We start from the raw sequence: 18,785 nt of genomic DNA, 5'->3' as shown, positions 1-18,785 counted from the left end.
CATAAACTAAGATAAGTCTTAAATTTGCTTATGCCCAATGAAATGCCTCTTCGAAAAATTATTCATGTTGATATGGATGCCTTTTATGCGTCCGTAGAAGAGTTGGACAACCCAGATTTAAAGGGCAAGCCCTTGGCCGTTGGTGGCAGTGAGAAAAGAGGCGTGGTATCGGCAGCTAATTATGAAGCCCGTAAATTTGGTGTGCGTAGTGCTATGAGCGGATTTCAAGCTAGAAAAAACTGTCCTCACCTTACTTTTGTAAAGCCCCGGTTTGATCGTTATAAAGAAATCTCAAAACAAATACGGGCCATTTTCTTTGAATACACAGATTTGGTAGAACCATTGTCGCTTGATGAAGCATACCTTGATGTAACCATAAATAAAAAAGGAAACCCTTCTGCCACTATGCTTGCCACAGAAATCCGACAACGTATTCTAGAAAAGACAGGCTTAAATGCATCCGCAGGAATCTCGATCAATAAATTTATAGCCAAAGTAGCAAGTGATATCAATAAACCTAACGGACAAAAAACGGTTAATCCAGAAGAGGTAATTCCGTTTTTAGAAAATTTAGATATACGCAAGTTTTATGGCGTTGGTAAGGTTACTGCAGAAAAAATGTATAAGCTGGGCATTTTTACGGGCAAGGACTTAAAATCAAAATCCATTGAATTTCTTGCCGATAATTTTGGCAAAAGCGGTCCATACTATTATCATGTAGTACGTGGCATTCATAATAGTGAAGTTAAACCGCACCGCATACCAAAATCTGTTGGAGCGGAACGTACATTCAACGAAAACCTCAGCAGTGAAATTTTTATGCTGGAAAGGTTAGAGCATATTGCTCAAGAACTAGAAAGAAGACTAACGAAATCTAAGGTAGCAGGAAAAACTATTACGCTAAAAATAAAATACAGCGATTTCACTTTAAACACTAGAAGTAAAACTATGCCCTATTTTATTGCGGACAAAGATCTTATTTTAGAAACGGCTAAAGACCTTCTCTATCAAGAGGAGTTACAAAACTCTGTTCGACTATTAGGCATCTCCTTATCCAATTTAAATACAGAAGATAAGAAAACTAAAAAAGTTGACGATAAATCGATTTTAGTGCAATTAAAGTTTGATTTTTAATTATTCACCCCATTTTTTCGCCTTTTGACCAATAATTGAAAATGTTAACAAAAATTAACGGCTTTTAGTTGTACAGCAACTATAGCTAGAATAATTTTGGCTCCTTAAATGAAAAAGAGTTTTTTAAAATTTCTTCTTTCCATCTGTATACTACTAACTGGTATATACAGCCCTCTATACGGTAACTACAATATAGAGCATACCTCTTTTCATAACATTCAGCAATTTCAACATGCTATAGGCAATACCCAAGAAACGGTTGCTTTACACAAAACTGTTCTTAAAAACTCATTTGGCAACCTAGATAAGGTAATGGCAATTGAGGCCATTGAAATTGAAGAAGAAGAAAGTAAACAATCTCATTTTCAAAAAGATGTAGCGCAGCAACAAGCTTCTGCTTCATTTTATTTATTAGCTGTTTTATTCTTATTCAGCTATTTTACAAATAGCAGCACACTACAAAAGCTATTTACTTTTCTACCCATAGCAAATAGGCGCTTTGTCCTATATCAGGTATTTCGTATTTAAAATTTCTTCAGGTCAAGTCTCTATTTGACCCAAAACACGTCTACATTTTTTTAGCAGCAGCCAATTTTAAGATGTAATCATCTTCTGCTTTAAGAATTGTGCGTGTCTCCACATATTCACATTTTATTTTCCAATCAATTAAATATTATACTTATGACCAAGAGCGTACTCCTGATCGCTACCGCATGCACTTTGTTCATTGTGGCAAGCTGTAATTCTAAAAAAGAAAAAAAAGAAGAGCACACCAAATTCTTAATAACCAGTCCAATTAAAAAAGACACTTCTATTACCAAAGATTATGTATGTCAAATACATTCATTTAAACACATTGAACTTAGGGCCCTTGAAAAAGGATATTTGAACGAAATTCATGTAGACGAAGGACAGATAGTGAAAAAAGGGCAAAAAATGTTCAATATAATGCCCAACATTTATGAAGCAGATTTACAAAAAGCAAAGGCAGAGGCTAAAGTTGCCGAAATAGAACTACAAAATACCCAACTTTTAGCTGATGGAAATGTGGTTTCTGAAAATGAATTATCCATGGCAAAAGCCAATTTTGATAAGGCCAACGCAGAAGTTTCTCTCGCACAGACCCATTTAGGCTTTACCAATATTCGAGCCCCTTTTGATGGTATCATGGACCATTTACATGTTAGGGAAGGTAGCCTTTTAGACGAGGGAGAACTACTTACCACCTTATCCGATAATTCTAAAATGTGGGTCTATTTCAATGTACCAGAGGCAGAGTATCTAGACTATATCATGAGTACGGACAAAGACTCTAAAAAAGAGGTTCAACTATTAATGGCCAACAATAAAAGGTTCAACCAAAAGGGAATTGTTGAAACTATTGAAGGAGAATTCAATAATGAAACCGGTAACATTGCCTTTAGGGCCACTTTCCCTAACCCAGATCAGATTTTAAGACACGGTGAAACCGGTAGCGTACTCATGACCATACCTTTCAATGACGCTTTGATCATACCACAAAAAGCAACTTTTGAGATATTGGACAAACGCTATGTCTTTGTTCTTGATAATGATAATGTTGTTCACCAAACCGAAATTTCGGTTGCCGCTGAACTACCTCACCTTTTTGTAATCAGCAAAGGTCTTCAACCTAAAGACAGAATTTTGGTAGATGGTATCAGAATGGTTAAAAACAATGAAAAGATTGAAACCCTATTTGCCGAACCTACCGAGGTAATGTCAAAATTGGCCGTTTACGCCGAATAACCAAAAAACAAAGAACATGTTCAGTAAGTTTATAAAAAGACCGGTATTGGCTATCGTCATATCGGTAATCATAGTATTCGTAGGGTTGCTCTCCATAAAGCAATTACCTATTTCACAGTTTCCGGATATTGCGCCCACAACGGTCAATATCTTTATAGCCTACCCGGGCTCTAGTGCAGACGTACTGGTAAAATCAACGCTTATTCCATTAGAAACCGCAATTAATGGTGTACAAGATATGCGCTATATTGCTTCTGATGCTACAAGTGCCGGTGAAGGTACCATCCGTATCATCTTTGAGCCTGGCACAGACCCTGACCAAGCAGTTGTCAGGGTCAAAACAAGGGTGGATCAAGTAATGCCGTTATTACCAGAACTGGTACAACGTGAAGGTGTTATCATTACTCCTGTACAGCCAAGTATGCTTATGTACGTAAACCTGTATAGTGACAATGCAGATGATCACGAGCTGTTTCTATACAACTATGCATACACCAAAATGATTCCTGAAATTCAAAGAATAGATGGTATTGCAAGTGCACAGATCTTAGGTAGCCGTAAGTTTGCCATGCGCGTATGGTTAAAGCCTGATCGTATGCGTGCCTATAATATTTCTGCCGAAGAAATTCTTGAGGCTATGGAAGAGCAAAGTATTTTGGCACGTCCCGGTAGAATTGGGCAAAGTTCCGGCAAAACCTCACAGTCCCTGGAATATGTTCTCATGTACCAAGATAGGTATGATGAACCTCAACAATACAAAGACATTATTCTTAAGGCAAATGCCGAAGGCGAAATTTTAACGCTTGGTGATGTAGCAGACGTGGAGCTTGGTAGCGAATTTTTTGATATCTACTCTAATCTAGATGGAAAACCATCAGCATCTATAGTATTGAAACAAACCTTTGGCAGTAATGCCAGTGATGTTATAGATGAAGTAAAATCCAAGTTGAACGAACTTAAAAAAGACCTTCCCACTGGTCTGGATTACAAAATTAGTTATGACGTTTCCAACTTTTTAAATGCATCCATAGAACAAGTAATACACACACTACGAGATGCCTTTATTCTGGTTGCTATAGTTGTATTTCTCTTTTTGGGCGATTGGCGCTCTACCTTAATTCCCATTATTGCCGTACCCGTTTCCTTGATCGGGGCATTTTTTATTATGCAGTTATTTGGACTCTCCATTAACCTAATTACCCTTTTTGCATTGGTACTGGCCATTGGTATTGTGGTTGATGATGCTATAGTAGTGGTTGAAGCCGTACATGCCAAAATGGAAGAAACCCATGTGGGACCTTATGAAGCCGTAAAATTAGTAGTCAACGAAATAGGGGGTGCCATAATAGCCATTACTTTGGTAATGGTTTCGGTGTTCATTCCTATTGCTTTTATGACGGGACCTGTTGGGGTTTTCTACCGTCAGTTTTCTATAACCATGGCAGGCTCAATAATTCTATCGGCTATTGTAGCCCTAACCTTAACACCTGTGCTCTGTGCCATGATTCTTAAAAACAACCATGGTAAACAACGTAAAAAAACAATTGTAGATAAATTCATTGATTGGTTTAATAGAGGTTTTGAAAAACTTACGGGTAGGTATGGTAACATACTTAATAAAATTGTTGCAAGAAGAGTATTGACCTTTAGTATTCTGGGTGCTTTTTGCGTCGCCATTTTTTTCACTAACAAAAGTTTGCCTGCTGGTTTTATACCAAACGAGGATCAAGGTATGATCTATGCCATTATACAAACACCACCAGGTTCTACCTTAGAACGTACCAATGATGTAGCCCATAAATTACAGCAAATCTGTGAAGAGACTGAAGGTGTGGAGTCCGCCTCTTCATTGGCTGGTTATGAAATCATGACCGAAGGGCGTGGATCAAATGCCGGTACGGTGTTGATCAACCTTAAGCCCTGGAGCCAGCGTCATCATTCCGTTCATGAAATCATGGAAGAGCTTGAAGAAGAAACCAAAGATCTAGGTGCGGTAATTGAATACTTTGAACCACCTGCGGTACCCGGTTTTGGATCCTCTGGCGGATTCTCCATGCGTCTTTTAGATAAAACGGATGGAACCGATTATCACGAATTTGAAAAAATCAACAATGATTTTATGGAAGCGTTGTCTAAACGGGATGAGCTTACCGGACTGTTTACTTTTTACTCTGCCAATTACCCCCAATATGAATTAAAAATCAACAATAAGATTGCCATGCAAAAAGGGGTTTCCATTGATAAAGCCATGGAAAACCTGAATATATTAATTGGTAGTACCTATGAACAAGGTTTTATTCGCTTTGGTAGATTTTTCAAGGTGTATACCCAAGCTGCTCCTGAATACAGGGCGTTACCATCTGACCTAGAAAAACTGTTCGTAAAGAACGAAGAGGGAGAAATGGTTCCATATTCCGCCTTTATGTCCATGGAAAAGAGACTGGGACCAAATGAGATCACCAGATATAATTTATACAATTCGGCTTCTATAAGAGGGCTTCCGGCTAGCGGTTATACCAGTGGTGATGCTATACAAGCTATTAACGAAGTTGCAGAGCAAACTTTACCTAGAGGCTTTGATGTGGCTTGGGAAGGTCTGTCATATGATGAGGCGCAAAGAGGAAATGAATCGCTCTACATTTTTATGGTGGTATTGATCTTCGTATACTTTGTTTTGGCGGCCCAGTATGAAAGTTTCCTACTTCCGTTCGCCATCATTCTATCACTACCGGTAGGTGTTCTTGGGTCTTTCTTTATGCTAAAGGCAATGGGATTAGCAAATGATGTTTATGCACAAATCGGACTCATTATGCTTGTTGGCCTACTGGGTAAAAATGCCGTGCTTATCGTGGAATTCGCAGTTCAAAAAAGAAGACAGGGGAGCACTATTCTAGAAGCCGCCATTGAAGGTGCAAAGGTGCGTTTTAGACCTATTCTAATGACTTCCTTTGCTTTTATAGCTGGACTAATTCCTTTGGTTATTGCACATGGCGCAGGGGCAATAGGTAATAGAACCATTGGTGGGTCGGCAATGGGCGGTATGCTTATGGGTACATTAATAGGTGTACTTATTATCCCTGGCCTGTATTACATTTTCGCAAAAATGGCAGATGGTCGTGGACTTATAAAAGGGGAGTCGGACGAACCCGTATCGGAAGAGTTTATGAGACTAAGCGAAGGTGAAAGTAAAACACGCCAAAAGCTTCGCGAACTAAAGCAAATGATTAAAAAACTAACCAAAAAAGAAGATAATGATTAAGATAAACAATACCATGGAGCATGGTAAGATCCTATTGCTATTTTTAATACTAATGGGTCTCTTCTATTCTTGTGTGCCCACAAAGCAATTAAAATCGGCAAATACGGACTTACCTTCAAGTTTTAATGGTTTGCCCGTAGATACTTTAAATAGTGCTCAATTACAATGGAGCCATTTCTTTGAAGATGAGCATCTTATTGCATTGATAGATACTGCCTTGGCAAATAACCAAGAGTTGCGCATTATGATGCAACAAATTGATGTTGCCCAGAACGAAGTGAAGGCAAGAAAAGGAGAATATTTGCCTTTTATAAATTATGGAGCCGGAGCTGAAGTAGAAAAAGTTGGCGAATATACCCGTAACGGTGCTGTTGAAAAAAACTTGGATATCAGGGAAGGCGAAGAATTTCCTGAGCCTTTAACAGATTACTCCGCCGGTCTATTTGCTACCTGGGAATTGGATGTTTGGAAAAAACTACGCAATTCCAAAAAGGCCGCCACCTTAGAATACCTATCTACTATTGAGGGAAAAAACTTTATGGTTACCAGGTTAATTGCGGAAATAGCCCAATCATATTACGAATTGATCGCATTGGATAATCAATTGACAATCATTGAGCAAAATCTAGAATTACAAGGTAATGCCCTAACTATGGTCCGGCTACAAAAGCAAGCAGCTAGAGCTACCGAATTAGCGGTAAAAAGATTTGAGGCAGAAGTAGCTAAAAACAAAAGCCACAAATTTGAAGTTCTCCAAGAAATTGTTGAAATGGAAAATAAGCTGAATTTTTTGGTAGGTAGACAACCACAGCATATTGCCCGTAATTCCGATGATTTTATAGCAACGGCAATAAATACTATTGATGCCGGTATACCATCACAGTTGCTTTTAAATAGACCGGATATTAGGCAAGCGGAATTTGAACTGGAAGCGGCAAAATTGAATATAAAGGTTGCTAGGGCAAATTTTTATCCTTCAATAGGATTGAAGGCTGGCGTTGGGCTACAGGCATTTAAACCAAAATACCTGACAAACACCCCAGAATCTTTGATTTATAGCGCCGTTGGAGATATTGTAGGCCCTTTGATCAATAGAAATGCCATTAAAGCAGATTACAATACCGCAAATTCCAAACAAATACAGGCAGTCTATGAATATGAAAAAGCTGTATTAGGCGGTTATATTGAAGTTGTAAATATCCTTTCTAAAATTGAAAATCTTAAGCAAAGTTATATGCTGAAAGAGGACCAAGTAGAAGCTTTGACCGCTTCGATCGATTTGTCTACACGGCTGTTTCAATCTGCAAGGATAGAATATATTGAAGTATTGTTGACACAACGTGAAGCATTGGAATCTAAAATGGAATTGATCGAAACCAAAAAAGATCAGTTACTTGCAAAAATAAATGTATACCAAGCTCTTGGTGGCGGGTGGAACTAGCAATACTCTTGTTTAAAACTTAGCATATAAATCCCCAAAAGTGATAACACACTATTGGGGATTTCTATAAAACCATCAATTTTCAACAAATTTTGGCCATGGGTTGTTCAACCTTTTAAAGATCTATTGCCCAATTATCAAAGATTACTTAAACATTTATAGTAAACCATTATTAAAGTTATTCCCGTAGCAAGTATTTTTCATAGCTTTAACTTCCAAAAACCATGAAAAAATATAGATTTTTTTAATCTAAACTTTACAAGATGATGGAATTAAGAGATTATGATAATGCACATATCAAGTTTAGAAATAGCTTAAAATTCACCATGTTACCTATTCTTTCATGGGATTTTTATGCTTCTAATTATGAGGAGATCAAAAACCTTGATGAAGATTATAACTCATTGTTATCTTTAGTTTCTACTAATTCTTGGAATATTGATACAAGCATTTTAGATAGAAAATTAAGAACAGAGAAAAACATTGTTGTTGTAACAGATACTCACCTAAACATTGTTTTTGCCACAAAGAACATGTGGAACATGAGCCAATATAGACCTGATGAAATAGTAGGTAAGAACCCTAAAATGTTTCAAGGTGACTTGACTTCTAATTCTACATTAAACATAGTTTCAAAAGCAGTAAAGGAAAAAAATCCTTTTGAAGTTACTGTTGTCAATTATAGAAAAGACGGTACTACCTACAATTGTAAAATACAAGGAGAACCCGTTTTTGACTATAATGGCAAGGTGGTTAATTTTATAGCCTTTGAAAAAGAAGTTGCTTAACACTTAAACAAAAAGCATAAAAAAAGGACCGCTAGTTAGCGGTCCTTTTATTTTATGAAAATGGATTCATTAAATATCCTTGGATTCAATTTCAGTAACCCTTAAGGTATTTACCATTCCTTTTTCTTTAATAGGCATGGCCGCAAGACTAATTACCATATCTCCAACCTGTAAATGCCCTTTATTAAAAGCAATGTGGTTAACATCTTCTATGGTATCATCCGTAGATACGAATTTATCATAATAGAATGCTTTAACACCCCACAATAGATTCAGTTGCGTTAAAATTCGCTTATTGGATGTAAATACTAAAATGTAAGCACTAGGTCTCCATGCAGAAATCTGAAAAGCGGTATATCCACTATTGGTCAATGTAGAAATTGCTTTAGCCTTGATATCATTGGCCATTAAGGCTGCATGATAGCATATAGATTTTGTGATAAATCTTTTAGTACGAATGTGTGGTGGATTTTGTGGTACCTGAATTAAATCTGAACCTTCAACGCTCTCTAAAATACTAGACATCTTTTCTATTACCTGTACCGGGTAATTACCCACCGATGTTTCTCCAGATAACATTACCGCATCTGCACCATCCATTACCGAGTTGGCAACGTCATTTACCTCTGCTCTTGTTGGTGTAAGACTTGTAATCATAGTTTCCATCATTTGAGTGGCTATAATTACAGGTATTCTGGCCTTTTTAGCACGCAACACCAATTGCTTTTGAATTAATGGAACCTCCTGTGCAGGAACTTCAACACCTAAATCTCCACGAGCAACCATTAAACCGTCACAGTATGCTACGATCTTATCTATATTCTCAACAGCTTCCGGCTTTTCTATTTTTGCAATAATCGGAATTTTATGATCAGAATGTTTGTTGATGATATTCTGAAGATCAATAAGGTCTTGACTGAATCTCACAAAAGAAAGTGCGATCCAATCTACTTCCAATGAAATTGCAAATTCCGCATCCTTAATATCTTTTTTGGTAAGTGCAGGTAAGGAAATATTGGTATTGGGCAAGTTTACCCCTTTCTTGGATTTTAAAGGTCCGCCTTGAATTACTTTGGCCAAAACTTCGTCTTCACCATTGGTCTTTACAACCTCGAACATTAATTTACCGTCATCCAATAAAATACGCTCCCCAGCTTTAACATCTCTAGGAAACTCCTTGTAATTCATGTAAACACGTTCTGCACTACCTTCAAAAGGCTCACCTGTTACAAATGTTATCTCATCACCAGGGCTCACTACAACGTCACCTGCCATTACGCCTACACGCAATTTAGGGCCTTGTAAATCCGCTAAAATAGAAGTGTTGGTTTCCATTTCGGCATTTAACTCACGTATCATATTTACACGCTCCTTAACATCTTCATAATCAGCATGTGAAAAGTTTATCCTGAATACATCTACTCCAGCATCAATCATGCTCCTGAGCACCTCTTTCTTGCTAGTTGCAGGACCCAGGGTCGCTACAATTTTCGTCTTTTTTACAGTTGGCATATTTAAAAAATTAGATTGTTCTTTGATTTTAGTTTCTCTGTACTTATTTCATACGCTGCCATAATTCTTGGCAACGATTGTATGTTCTTAATAATAGAATTTATATCTAAATCCTTATCCGTTTCAATCTTTAGAAGATAATCAACATCTTTATACTCAGGAAGTAACCTTGGCGTCTTAAATGTTGTTTCGTTCTTAAATAAATCGTCATGTACAATGCTTTCTTTTTCACTGCTATGGTTGGCGATCAACACCCAGTACATATCATTATACTCGTCTTCCCATTCAAAGATTGGAAACGATTTATTTTCAGCAAGATTAAAATTCTTTTTTGCCCTTACAAATTTTGCCTTCATACTTTGGTTTAAACCGTAGGCCAAAGCAAAATCTTCTAAGGTAGTGTGTAAAGCTATAAGGCTAAAGGATTCATCGTAAAAATCATCATTTATTTTAATAGTTGCAGCCATAACTCAACAAAAGGGTAAATATAGAACTTCTAAGCTATAATGCCTAGTTTCATAAATTGATAAAAACACTCTAAAAGTTATTAAAATGTTAGCATTTTACCTTTTGGCAAAATGATCAGCTATCCATTTTATCCTGCAGTGCAAAAAATGCCCTTTTAGCTGCTCTTTCTTCCGCTTTTTTCTTTGAGGTGGCTCTTGCTTTTGCAACTACATCTCCCCCAATGGAGAGTTTAACGGCAAAATGTTTTAAAGGATCATTTCCGGTATCTTCATAAACATCAAAATCAAAAGACTTCTTTTGTTTCTGACACCATTCGATCACCAAACTCTTATAACTAATGACCCGGCCTTCTAACTGTTCTATATCTACGTAAGGTTCTACCACCCTTTTTTGAATGAACTTTTCACAGTATTTATAACCGCGATCTAAATAAATGGCACCTACCAATGCTTCAAAAACATTGCCGTGTATGTTCTGTCCAAAATGGGATTTAGGTATTCTACTCTGTACAAAATCTATTAATTTCAAGTCTTTACCCAACTCATTTAAATGCTCTCTACTTACTATTTTAGATCGCATTTTAGTAAGGTAGCCTTCATCCCCTGCAGGTACCTCGCTGTATAAATGTTTAGATATTATGGTACCTAGCATTGAATCTCCCAAAAACTCTAGGCGCTCATAATTCATTGCATTACCCTTATCATCCTTTTTGTTCATTGACCTATGAAGAAAGGCCTTTTTATAAATAGATAAGGTTTTAGGTTTGAAACCTAAAATTTTGGTAATTCCCCAAAAAAAATCCCCATCCTCTTTAGGATGGGAATTAAATAAGTTCGTGGGAAAAGGCATATAAAAAATTAATCAATTTTCTTAAAAACTACACATGCATTATGCCCACCAAAACCAAATGTATTGCTCATTGCAACTTTAACATCTCGTTTTTGTGCCTTGTTCAACGTTAAGTTTAAACTAGGATCTATATTCTCATCTACCGTAGTATGGTTTATGGTAGGTGGTACCATACCATGCTCCATGGCCAATATTGAAGCAATTGCTTCAATAGCACCCGCAGCACCTAACAAATGACCGGTCATTGACTTGGTAGAGTTAATGTTTATGTCTTTAGCATGCTCCCCAAATACTTGAGTAATCGCTTTTAACTCTGCCACATCTCCCAAAGGGGTAGATGTACCGTGAGTGTTTATAGCGTCTACATCTTCTATGGACAAGCCTGCATCCCTTAGACAATTTTCCATTACCCTAACCACCCCTATACCATCTGGATGTGGCGCGGTCATATGGTAAGCATCACTTGACATACCTCCACCGGCAACTTCTGCATAGATTTTTGCTCCTCTGGCAACGGCATGCTCATACTCTTCAAGAACCAAGGCTCCTGCACCTTCACCTAGAACAAAACCATCCCTGGTTGCATCAAAAGGTCTTGAAGCTGTTTCAGGACTATCGTTTCTTGTTGATAATGCGTGCATTGCGCCAAAACCGCCCATACCTGCAATAGTTACTGCCGCTTCACTACCTCCTGTTACAATGACGTCACAATGACCCAATCGTATATAGTTCAAGGCATCTATCATTGCATTTGCCGATGATGCACAAGCGGAAACGGTAGTGTAATTAGGTCCCATAAAACCATGCTTAATGGATATGTTCCCCGGGGCAATATCAGCGATCATTTTTGGAATAAAGAACGGATTGAATCTTGGTGTACCGTCTCCATTGGCAAAATTCATTACCTCGTTCTGAAAAGTTTCCAAACCTCCAATACCCGCTCCCCAAATAACGCCTACGCGAAATTTGTCGATTTTCTCTAAATCTAATTTAGAATCACGTATAGCTTCATCTGAAGATACAAGTGCGTACTGCGCAAATCTATCCAGCTTACGGCCTTCTTTTCTATCAAAGTGATCTTCTGTCTTGTAATTCTTAAGCTCACAAGCGAATTTTACTTTGAATTTTTCTGTATCGTAATAAGTAATGGGCGCTGATCCACTTTTACCGTTTACCAAAGCATCCCAATACTCTTCAATATTATTACCTATTGGGGTAAGTGCCCCCAAACCTGTAACTACAACTCGCTTTAACTGCATTTAACTTTGTATTTGTTTAAATCTAAACCAAGCGTAAATTAAAAAAAATTATCCATGCGGAGCATTTACCACATGGATAATTTGAATTCTATTTAAGAAAACATGTTTTACTTAGCTTCTTCTATATAGCTGATGGCTTGACCAACAGTTGCGATATTCTCAGCTTGATCGTCTGGAATTTGAATATCAAATTCTTTTTCGAACTCCATTATCAACTCTACCGTGTCTAATGAATCTGCGCCTAAATCGTTAGTAAAGCTAGCCTCGGTTACCACTTCGTTCTCATCAACTCCTAATTTATCAACGATGATAGCTTTAACTCTTGATGCAATGTCTGACATAATAATATTTGTTTTAAAAATTTAAATTGAAGGCAAAAATAAAAAACTTTGGTTTAATTACACTAATTGTCGTTAAAATGTATGGTAATTTAATAAAATTAAAGACATGTGCTGTAATTTTACCGTATTAATATTTTGTTTCGGTAACGTTGATAAAAGGTATTGAAAAGTAGTGAGGTATTAGAACTATTCTATTTAATCGTTTTTTTCTAAATTCTGACAAGCTTTAAATTTGCTTTATTTGCCAAACTTAATTTCATTGTTCGTTATCTTATAAAGACCCTTTCTATTGAAAACCAAGAAAATTATACTTTTTGCCTCAGGTTCCGGATCCAATGTTGAAAACATTGCCAATTATTTTAAGCTTCGCAAAGATGTTACTATATGCTGCGTACTTACTAACAAAAGCGATGCCAAAGTCATTGAGCGCTGTAACAGACTTGGAATCAACGCCTTGTTTTTTAACAGGCAAGCGTTTTCAAAGAGTAATTTTATTCTAGATATGCTACGATCACTAGAACCGGACCTAATAGTGTTGGCCGGCTTTCTATGGAAAATACCCGAAGCCATTACCAATGCCTTCCCCAATAAAATTATAAACATACATCCTGCCCTACTACCAAAATACGGCGGTAAAGGCATGTACGGTATGCATGTTCATAATGCCGTAAAAGAGGCTAAAGAGACGGAAACCGGTATTACCATTCATTACGTTAATGCACATTATGATGAGGGCGCTATTATACAACAGGTAAAAACTGTAGTGAACCCAAAAGATTCGCCCGAGGAAATCGCATCAAAAGTACATCTGTTGGAATATGAATTTTTCCCAAAGGTCATAGACGAATTATTATCTAAGCAGTAATGGGCAAAAAGAAAAAGTTCTATGTTGTTTGGAAAGGTAAAAAGCCGGGTATTTATGAAACATGGAAAGAATGTAAAAAATCTATTGACGGCCATGCCGGTGCCGAATACAAATCATTTGAGTCTTTTGAGGTAGCCAAAAAGGCATATAATGGCACTTACGCAGATTTCAAGGGAAAGAAAAAAACTGCACCTACTTTATCCAAAGCAGAATTAGAAAGAATTGGGCTACCAAATTATCATTCCATTTCTGTTGATGCTGCTTCTAGCGGCAATCCCGGTATTATGGAATACCAAGGGGTTGATACCAAAACTGGTAAAAAATTATTTAAACAAGGTCCTTTTCCTAATGGAACCAATAATATTGGTGAATTTTTAGCCATTGTCCATGGTTTAGCTTTTCTAAAAAAACATAATAGCGACCGTATCATTTATACAGATTCCAGAACGGCCATGAGCTGGGTGCGTAAAAAAAAGTGCAACACCAAACTTACACCTAACGCAAAGAACAAAAAACTTTTTGAATTTATTGATAGAGCGGTAGATTGGCTGAACAAGAATGAATACAAAACCATTATCGTCAAATGGGAAACGAAAGCTTGGGGAGAAATTCCTGCAGATTTCGGTAGGAAATAAATGGCAATTTATATCAACAATTCGCCTTTGATAACTATTACAATTTGTATTCCATAAACCGTTTTAATTAGCTTATCAAAATCGTATATTTGCAGCTTAAATTTTTTCACATTTATGGGCAAGCTTTTAATAGTAGGTACTGTCGCTTTTGATGCAATAGAAACTCCTTTTGGTAAAACGGATAAAATATTGGGCGGCGCAGCTACCTATATTGGCTTAGCGGCATCTCAATTTGATGTTGATTCAGCTATCATTTCTATTGTAGGTGATGACATGCCTAAAGAATATTTAGACCTTTTAACCGATCGCGGTATTGACATTTCTGCCTTGGAAATTGTTGAAGGCGGTAAAACCTTTTACTGGAAAGGAAAATACCACAACGACCTAAATACCAGAGACACCTTAGTAACGGAGTTAAATACTTTAGAGGACTTTAATCCTGTTGTACCGGAAAGTTATAATGATGCAGATGTGGTTATGCTTGGTAATCTTCACCCAATTGTTCAAATGGGTGTAATCAACCAGATGAAAAAGCGACCAAAGTTAATAGTATTGGATACCATGAATTTTTGGATGGACAATGCTTTAGATGATTTAATGAACGTTATTAAACATATAGATGTAATAACTATTAATGATGAAGAGGCAAGACAATTAACCGGTGAATATTCACTTGTTAAGGCAGCGCAAAAGATTTTTACCATGGGGCCTAAGTATGTAGTAATCAAAAAAGGAGAGCATGGCGCACTTTTGTTCAATGAAGACCAGATCTTTTTTGCACCGGCGCTACCTTTAGAAGAGGTATTTGATCCTACTGGTGCCGGAGATACCTTTGCCGGTGGTTTTTCAGGCTATTTGGCAGCAAGCGGAGATAGCTCTTTTGAGAATATGAAGAAGGCAATTATACACGGTTCTAATCTGGCATCCTTTAGTGTAGAGAAATTTGGAGCGGAAAGAATGTTACAGTTAGACCGAAAAGAAATTAGAGAAAGACTGCATCAGTTTAAAAAATTGACCCAGTTTGACATAGAATTACAATAATCCCCTAGCCCCAAAATATTTTGGGGTTTTTTTAATACCAAAAACAATGAGTGACGCAATTAAGCATGAGTGTGGTATTTCTGTAATACGGTTATTAAAACCTTTAGAGTATTACAAGGAAAAGTATGGAACAGCATTTTATGGTGTAAATAAAATGTACTTAATGATGGAAAAACAACATAACCGTGGTCAAGACGGTGCAGGTTTTGCCAGCATTAAATTAGATGTTAAGGCAGGTGAACGCTACATGAGCCGTGTTCGTTCTTGCCAACAACAGCCTATACAGGACATTTTTGCACAAATAAATGATCGTATCAATACCGAGATGAAAGAGCATCCGGAGTATGAGCATAATGTTGCCTTGCAAAAAAAGAATATACCTTATATAGGTGAACTCCTTTTAGGTCATGTGCGTTACGGTACCTTTGGCAAAAATAGCATTGAGAGTGTTCATCCTTTCTTAAGACAGAACAACTGGATGCACCGTAACTTAATTGTTGCCGGTAATTTTAACATGACCAATGTTCATGAGCTTTTTGACAACCTGGTTCAACTTGGCCAGCATCCTAAAGAGATGGCAGATACCGTTACGGTAATGGAAAAAATAGGTCATTTTCTTGATGATGCCGTTGCTAAACTATATAAGCAGATAAAAAAAGAAGGATACACCAAACAACAAGCTTCGCCTATTATTGCAGAACGTTTAAAGGTGTACAAGATATTAAAAAGAGCCGCCAAGAATTTTGATGGTGGTTATGCCATGGCAGGTTTGTTAGGCCATGGTGATGCTTTTGTCCTACGAGATCCCAGTGGTATAAGACCGGCTTATTACTATAGGGATGATGAAGTTGTTGTAGTTGCCTCAGAAAGACCTGCTATACAAACGGTATTCAACGTACCTTATGACGAGGTAAAAGAACTTGACCCTGGTGCCGCCATTATCATTAAAAAGAACGGTACTAGCGCCATTCACCAAATTCAGGAACCTAAAGAACGTAAAGCATGTTCTTTTGAACGTATTTACTTTTCTAGAGGTAGCGATAAGGAGATTTACCAAGAACGTAAAGCTTTAGGTAAATTGGTATTTCCACAGATATTGGAATCTATAAATGAAGATATCAAAAACACTGTCTTCTCTTATATACCGAATACTGCAGAAACTTCTTTTTACGGTATGGTAAAAGAGGCTCAAAACTATTTGAACCAGAAAAAAGAAGAACAAATACTTGCATTAGGACCTGCAATTACCGGCGAGCAACTTCATGAAATACTAGAGGTTCGTCCAAGAATTGAAAAAGTAGCTATTAAAGATGCCAAGCTAAGAACCTTTATTACGCAAGATAGCAGTAGAGATGACCTAGTGGCACATGTATATGACATTTCTTATGGTTCTGTAAAAAAAGGAGACAACCTTGTTATTATAGATGATAGTATTGTAAGGGGTACTACCTTGAAAAAGAGTATTCTTAGAATTTTGGACAGGTTATCTCCAAAGAAAATAATAGTTGTATCATCTGCACCACAGATCCGCTACCCAGATTGTTATGGTATAGATATGGCAAAGCTTGAAGATTTTATTGCCTTTAAAGCAGCCTTGGCGTTGCACGAGGATAACAACTCTATGCATATTGTAGAGGAAATCTACAAAAAATGCTTAACACAAGTAGAGAGCCGCGATCAAGATGTCATCAACTATGTAAAGGATTTCTATGCACCATTCACTGCAAAAGAAATTTCTAAAAAGATCGGAGAACTATTGAGTCCAGATGATATAAATGCAGAAGTTTCCATAATATACCAAACAATATCTAGCTTACATGAGGCTTGCCCTAAGAATTTAGGTGATTGGTATTTTACCGGCAACTACCCAACGCCTGGTGGAAATAGAGTTGTAAATAGAGCGTTCATCAACTTCTACGAAGGAAACAACGAACGCGCTTATTAAATAATAATTCGATGAAATGCACACTTTTTATGTATTTCATCGACGAATATAGCATTTTAACGACTCAATAGTCGTTTTGACTTAACCCTGTTTACTTTTAAAGCTACCATAGCATAAGTAGGTTAAGTTCATGGTAAGATTTGGGGCAAAAAAGGTGGAGACTTCTCCGCCTTTTTTATTTTATACAGATTACAGATTGTTATTTTGTAATCCAATTCTTCACAAAGCCCCCTTTAACGTTTTAACGGTACGTTTAACTAGTACTATTTTCAATTGTAGTTAAGCATATTACATTTACAGAACCATAGCATAAGTAGGTTAAGTTCATGGTAAGATTTGGGGAAAAAGGCGGAGCAATGCTCCGTCTTTTTATTTTTGACCCTATTTCATCAAAGCTCTCGTTACCTAAGTATCATTTTCATCTAAAATAGTAGTACAACCTAGGTTTACGACGTACATCGATTAGCTTGCCCAACCACACTAACATCATTTATATTTACAGAACCATAGCATAAGTAGGTTAAGTTCATGGTAAGATTTGGGGAAAAGACGGGGCTATGCTCCGTCTTTTTATTTTAATGCAACCTAGTTTACTTTCAGGCTGTTATCTATCATAATTCACTAAGAGAAATATAACACGACATAAATAAAAGTGAATTTTTTTCTTAAAATTCCTTTTTTTATTTACTCAATACCAGTAATTTAGTATCGCCATAGCATAAGTAGGTTAAGTTTATGGTAAGATTTGGGACGAAAAGGGTGGAGACTTCTCCGCCCTTTTCTATTTTAAAAACAAAAAAACCACCTATGAAATTTTCATAAGTGGTTTCCTACAAGTTAGTTAGGATTTACTTTACCTTTCCTTATTTGTTACTAGCATAAAGTTTAGATACCTCATCCCAGTTGATAATATTAAAAAACGCTTCAATATAATCTGGTCTCTTATTTTGATAATTTAGGTAATATGCATGCTCCCATACATCTAATCCTAAGATAGGTTGCCCACCACATTCTACTCCTGGCATTAACGGATTGTCTTGATTTGGTGTAGAACAAACTTCTACTTTACCACCTTCATGAACACATAACCATGCCCAACCAGAACCAAATCTAGTACCTGCAGCAGCAGTAAACTTGCTTTTAAACTCTTCAAAAGAACCAAAAGCACTATCAATAGCAGATGCTAATTCTCCACTAGGCTTACCACCACCGTTTGGTGATAATATAGTCCAGAATAATGAGTGGTTATAAAAACCACCTCCGTTGTTTCTAACTGCACCATTACTCATATCCAAACCTGTTAAGATATCTTCAATAGATTTTCCTTCAAGATCTGTACCTTCAATAGCGGCATTTAACTTAGTTGTATATCCGTTATGATGTTTTGTATGATGTATTTCCATCGTCCTTGCATCAATATGAGGCTCAAGAGCGTCATAAGCGTAAGGCAATTTTGGTAATTCAAAAGCCATAATTTATGT

The 18,785-nt window shown here is 36.9% G+C and carries 16 protein-coding genes; 10 read left to right on the top strand and 6 right to left on the bottom strand.

The genetic code is table 11. The features are described from left to right. Positions 1 to 30: 30 nt before the first annotated feature. The 6 genes from dinB (at position 31) to B2Z27_RS18240 (ending at position 8,389) form a co-directional block, all read left to right on the top strand. The gene (gene dinB / locus B2Z27_RS18265; protein WP_286814759.1) at positions 31 to 1,134 is read left to right on the top strand and encodes a DNA polymerase IV; all 1,104 of its coding nucleotides are present in this window, start codon (positions 31 to 33) and stop codon (positions 1,132 to 1,134) included. Positions 1,135 to 1,242: 108 nt separating this feature from the next. After that, positions 1,243 to 1,662 carry a hypothetical protein gene (locus B2Z27_RS18260; RefSeq protein ID WP_074670558.1) on the top strand — a complete coding sequence of 140 codons (420 nt, stop codon included), beginning with the start codon at positions 1,243 to 1,245 and terminating at the stop codon, positions 1,660 to 1,662. A 153-nt stretch (positions 1,663 to 1,815) separates the two neighbouring features. Continuing rightward, the gene (locus B2Z27_RS18255; RefSeq protein WP_074670560.1) at positions 1,816 to 2,901 is read left to right on the top strand and encodes an efflux RND transporter periplasmic adaptor subunit; all 1,086 of its coding nucleotides are present in this window, start codon (positions 1,816 to 1,818) and stop codon (positions 2,899 to 2,901) included. Positions 2,902 to 2,917: 16 nt separating this feature from the next. After that, positions 2,918 to 6,160 carry an efflux RND transporter permease subunit gene (locus B2Z27_RS18250; protein WP_286814758.1) on the top strand — a complete coding sequence of 1,081 codons (3,243 nt, stop codon included), beginning with the start codon at positions 2,918 to 2,920 and terminating at the stop codon, positions 6,158 to 6,160. Further along, on the top strand, positions 6,153 to 7,601 hold the full coding sequence (locus B2Z27_RS18245) for a TolC family protein (protein WP_286814757.1): 1,449 nt from the start codon (positions 6,153 to 6,155) through the stop codon (positions 7,599 to 7,601). The genes B2Z27_RS18250 and B2Z27_RS18245 overlap by 8 nt, the downstream gene beginning before the upstream one ends. A 263-nt stretch (positions 7,602 to 7,864) precedes the next feature. Continuing rightward, positions 7,865 to 8,389, top strand: coding sequence for a PAS domain-containing protein (locus B2Z27_RS18240; protein WP_286814756.1), 525 nt, complete (start codon positions 7,865 to 7,867; stop codon positions 8,387 to 8,389). A 69-nt stretch (positions 8,390 to 8,458) separates the two neighbouring features. Here B2Z27_RS18240 and pyk read toward each other — a convergent pair whose 3' ends face one another. The 5 genes from pyk to B2Z27_RS18215 form a co-directional block, all read right to left on the bottom strand. Then, the gene (gene pyk / locus B2Z27_RS18235; protein ID WP_058104743.1) at positions 8,459 to 9,901 is read right to left on the bottom strand and encodes a pyruvate kinase; all 1,443 of its coding nucleotides are present in this window, start codon (positions 9,899 to 9,901) and stop codon (positions 8,459 to 8,461) included. Positions 9,902 to 9,903: 2 nt separating this feature from the next. After that, positions 9,904 to 10,368 carry an IPExxxVDY family protein gene (locus B2Z27_RS18230; RefSeq protein ID WP_074670566.1) on the bottom strand — a complete coding sequence of 155 codons (465 nt, stop codon included), beginning with the start codon at positions 10,366 to 10,368 and terminating at the stop codon, positions 9,904 to 9,906. A 115-nt stretch (positions 10,369 to 10,483) separates the two neighbouring features. Beyond that, complete coding sequence (gene rnc / locus B2Z27_RS18225) at positions 10,484 to 11,218, bottom strand: ribonuclease III (RefSeq protein WP_074670568.1); 735 nt, start codon at positions 11,216 to 11,218, stop codon at positions 10,484 to 10,486. An 8-nt stretch (positions 11,219 to 11,226) separates the two neighbouring features. Next, positions 11,227 to 12,477: a beta-ketoacyl-ACP synthase II gene (gene fabF, locus B2Z27_RS18220; protein ID WP_099190754.1), complete on the bottom strand. Its 1,251-nt coding sequence runs from the start codon at positions 12,475 to 12,477 to the stop codon at positions 11,227 to 11,229. Between the two features lie 107 nt (positions 12,478 to 12,584). Beyond that, positions 12,585 to 12,818 (bottom strand): acyl carrier protein, encoded by a 234-nt coding sequence (locus B2Z27_RS18215; protein ID WP_008269813.1) that lies wholly within the window; start codon positions 12,816 to 12,818, stop codon positions 12,585 to 12,587. A 289-nt stretch (positions 12,819 to 13,107) separates the two neighbouring features. Between B2Z27_RS18215 and B2Z27_RS18210 the strand changes: the two genes are divergently transcribed. The 4 genes from B2Z27_RS18210 (at position 13,108) to B2Z27_RS18195 (ending at position 17,304) form a co-directional block, all read left to right on the top strand. Further along, a complete protein-coding gene (locus B2Z27_RS18210) occupies positions 13,108 to 13,683 on the top strand; it encodes a phosphoribosylglycinamide formyltransferase (RefSeq protein ID WP_210708861.1) in 576 nt (191 codons plus the stop codon). Continuing rightward, positions 13,683 to 14,318: a ribonuclease H family protein gene (locus B2Z27_RS18205; RefSeq protein WP_286814745.1), complete on the top strand. Its 636-nt coding sequence runs from the start codon at positions 13,683 to 13,685 to the stop codon at positions 14,316 to 14,318. Before B2Z27_RS18210 ends, B2Z27_RS18205 begins: the two co-directional genes overlap by 1 nt. 114 nt (positions 14,319 to 14,432) lie before the next feature. Further along, positions 14,433 to 15,359, top strand: coding sequence for a PfkB family carbohydrate kinase (locus B2Z27_RS18200; RefSeq protein WP_058104737.1), 927 nt, complete (start codon positions 14,433 to 14,435; stop codon positions 15,357 to 15,359). Between the two features lie 46 nt (positions 15,360 to 15,405). Then, positions 15,406 to 17,304 (top strand): amidophosphoribosyltransferase, encoded by a 1,899-nt coding sequence (locus B2Z27_RS18195; RefSeq protein WP_074670574.1) that lies wholly within the window; start codon positions 15,406 to 15,408, stop codon positions 17,302 to 17,304. An 863-nt stretch (positions 17,305 to 18,167) separates the two neighbouring features. Here B2Z27_RS18195 and B2Z27_RS18190 read toward each other — a convergent pair. Continuing rightward, complete coding sequence (locus B2Z27_RS18190) at positions 18,168 to 18,776, bottom strand: superoxide dismutase (protein WP_058104735.1); 609 nt, start codon at positions 18,774 to 18,776, stop codon at positions 18,168 to 18,170. Positions 18,777 to 18,785 lie beyond the last annotated feature (9 nt).

Source organism: Maribacter sp. UBA3344 (genome assembly GCF_002362375.1).
Lineage (GTDB): Bacteria > Bacteroidota > Bacteroidia > Flavobacteriales > Flavobacteriaceae > Maribacter > Maribacter dokdonensis.
Note: the sequence above shows the minus strand (reverse complement) of the source record. Positions and strands in the feature narration are given on the sequence as shown.

Coding starts and splice junctions, on each gene's coding strand:
- dinB (WP_286814759.1), top strand. CDS start 31: ATGCCCAATGAAATGCCTCTTCGAAAAATTATTCATGTTGATATGGAT.
- B2Z27_RS18260 (WP_074670558.1), top strand. CDS start 1,243: ATGAAAAAGAGTTTTTTAAAATTTCTTCTTTCCATCTGTATACTACTA.
- B2Z27_RS18255 (WP_074670560.1), top strand. CDS start 1,816: ATGACCAAGAGCGTACTCCTGATCGCTACCGCATGCACTTTGTTCATT.
- B2Z27_RS18195 (WP_074670574.1), top strand. CDS start 15,406: ATGAGTGACGCAATTAAGCATGAGTGTGGTATTTCTGTAATACGGTTA.
- B2Z27_RS18230 (WP_074670566.1), bottom strand. CDS start 10,368: ATGGCTGCAACTATTAAAATAAATGATGATTTTTACGATGAATCCTTT.
- B2Z27_RS18250 (WP_286814758.1), top strand. CDS start 2,918: ATGTTCAGTAAGTTTATAAAAAGACCGGTATTGGCTATCGTCATATCG.
- pyk (WP_058104743.1), bottom strand. CDS start 9,901: ATGCCAACTGTAAAAAAGACGAAAATTGTAGCGACCCTGGGTCCTGCA.
- B2Z27_RS18205 (WP_286814745.1), top strand. CDS start 13,683: ATGGGCAAAAAGAAAAAGTTCTATGTTGTTTGGAAAGGTAAAAAGCCG.
- rnc (WP_074670568.1), bottom strand. CDS start 11,218: ATGCCTTTTCCCACGAACTTATTTAATTCCCATCCTAAAGAGGATGGG.
- B2Z27_RS18245 (WP_286814757.1), top strand. CDS start 6,153: ATGATTAAGATAAACAATACCATGGAGCATGGTAAGATCCTATTGCTA.
- B2Z27_RS18200 (WP_058104737.1), top strand. CDS start 14,433: ATGGGCAAGCTTTTAATAGTAGGTACTGTCGCTTTTGATGCAATAGAA.
- B2Z27_RS18215 (WP_008269813.1), bottom strand. CDS start 12,818: ATGTCAGACATTGCATCAAGAGTTAAAGCTATCATCGTTGATAAATTA.
- fabF (WP_099190754.1), bottom strand. CDS start 12,477: ATGCAGTTAAAGCGAGTTGTAGTTACAGGTTTGGGGGCACTTACCCCA.
- B2Z27_RS18190 (WP_058104735.1), bottom strand. CDS start 18,776: ATGGCTTTTGAATTACCAAAATTGCCTTACGCTTATGACGCTCTTGAG.
- B2Z27_RS18240 (WP_286814756.1), top strand. CDS start 7,865: ATGATGGAATTAAGAGATTATGATAATGCACATATCAAGTTTAGAAAT.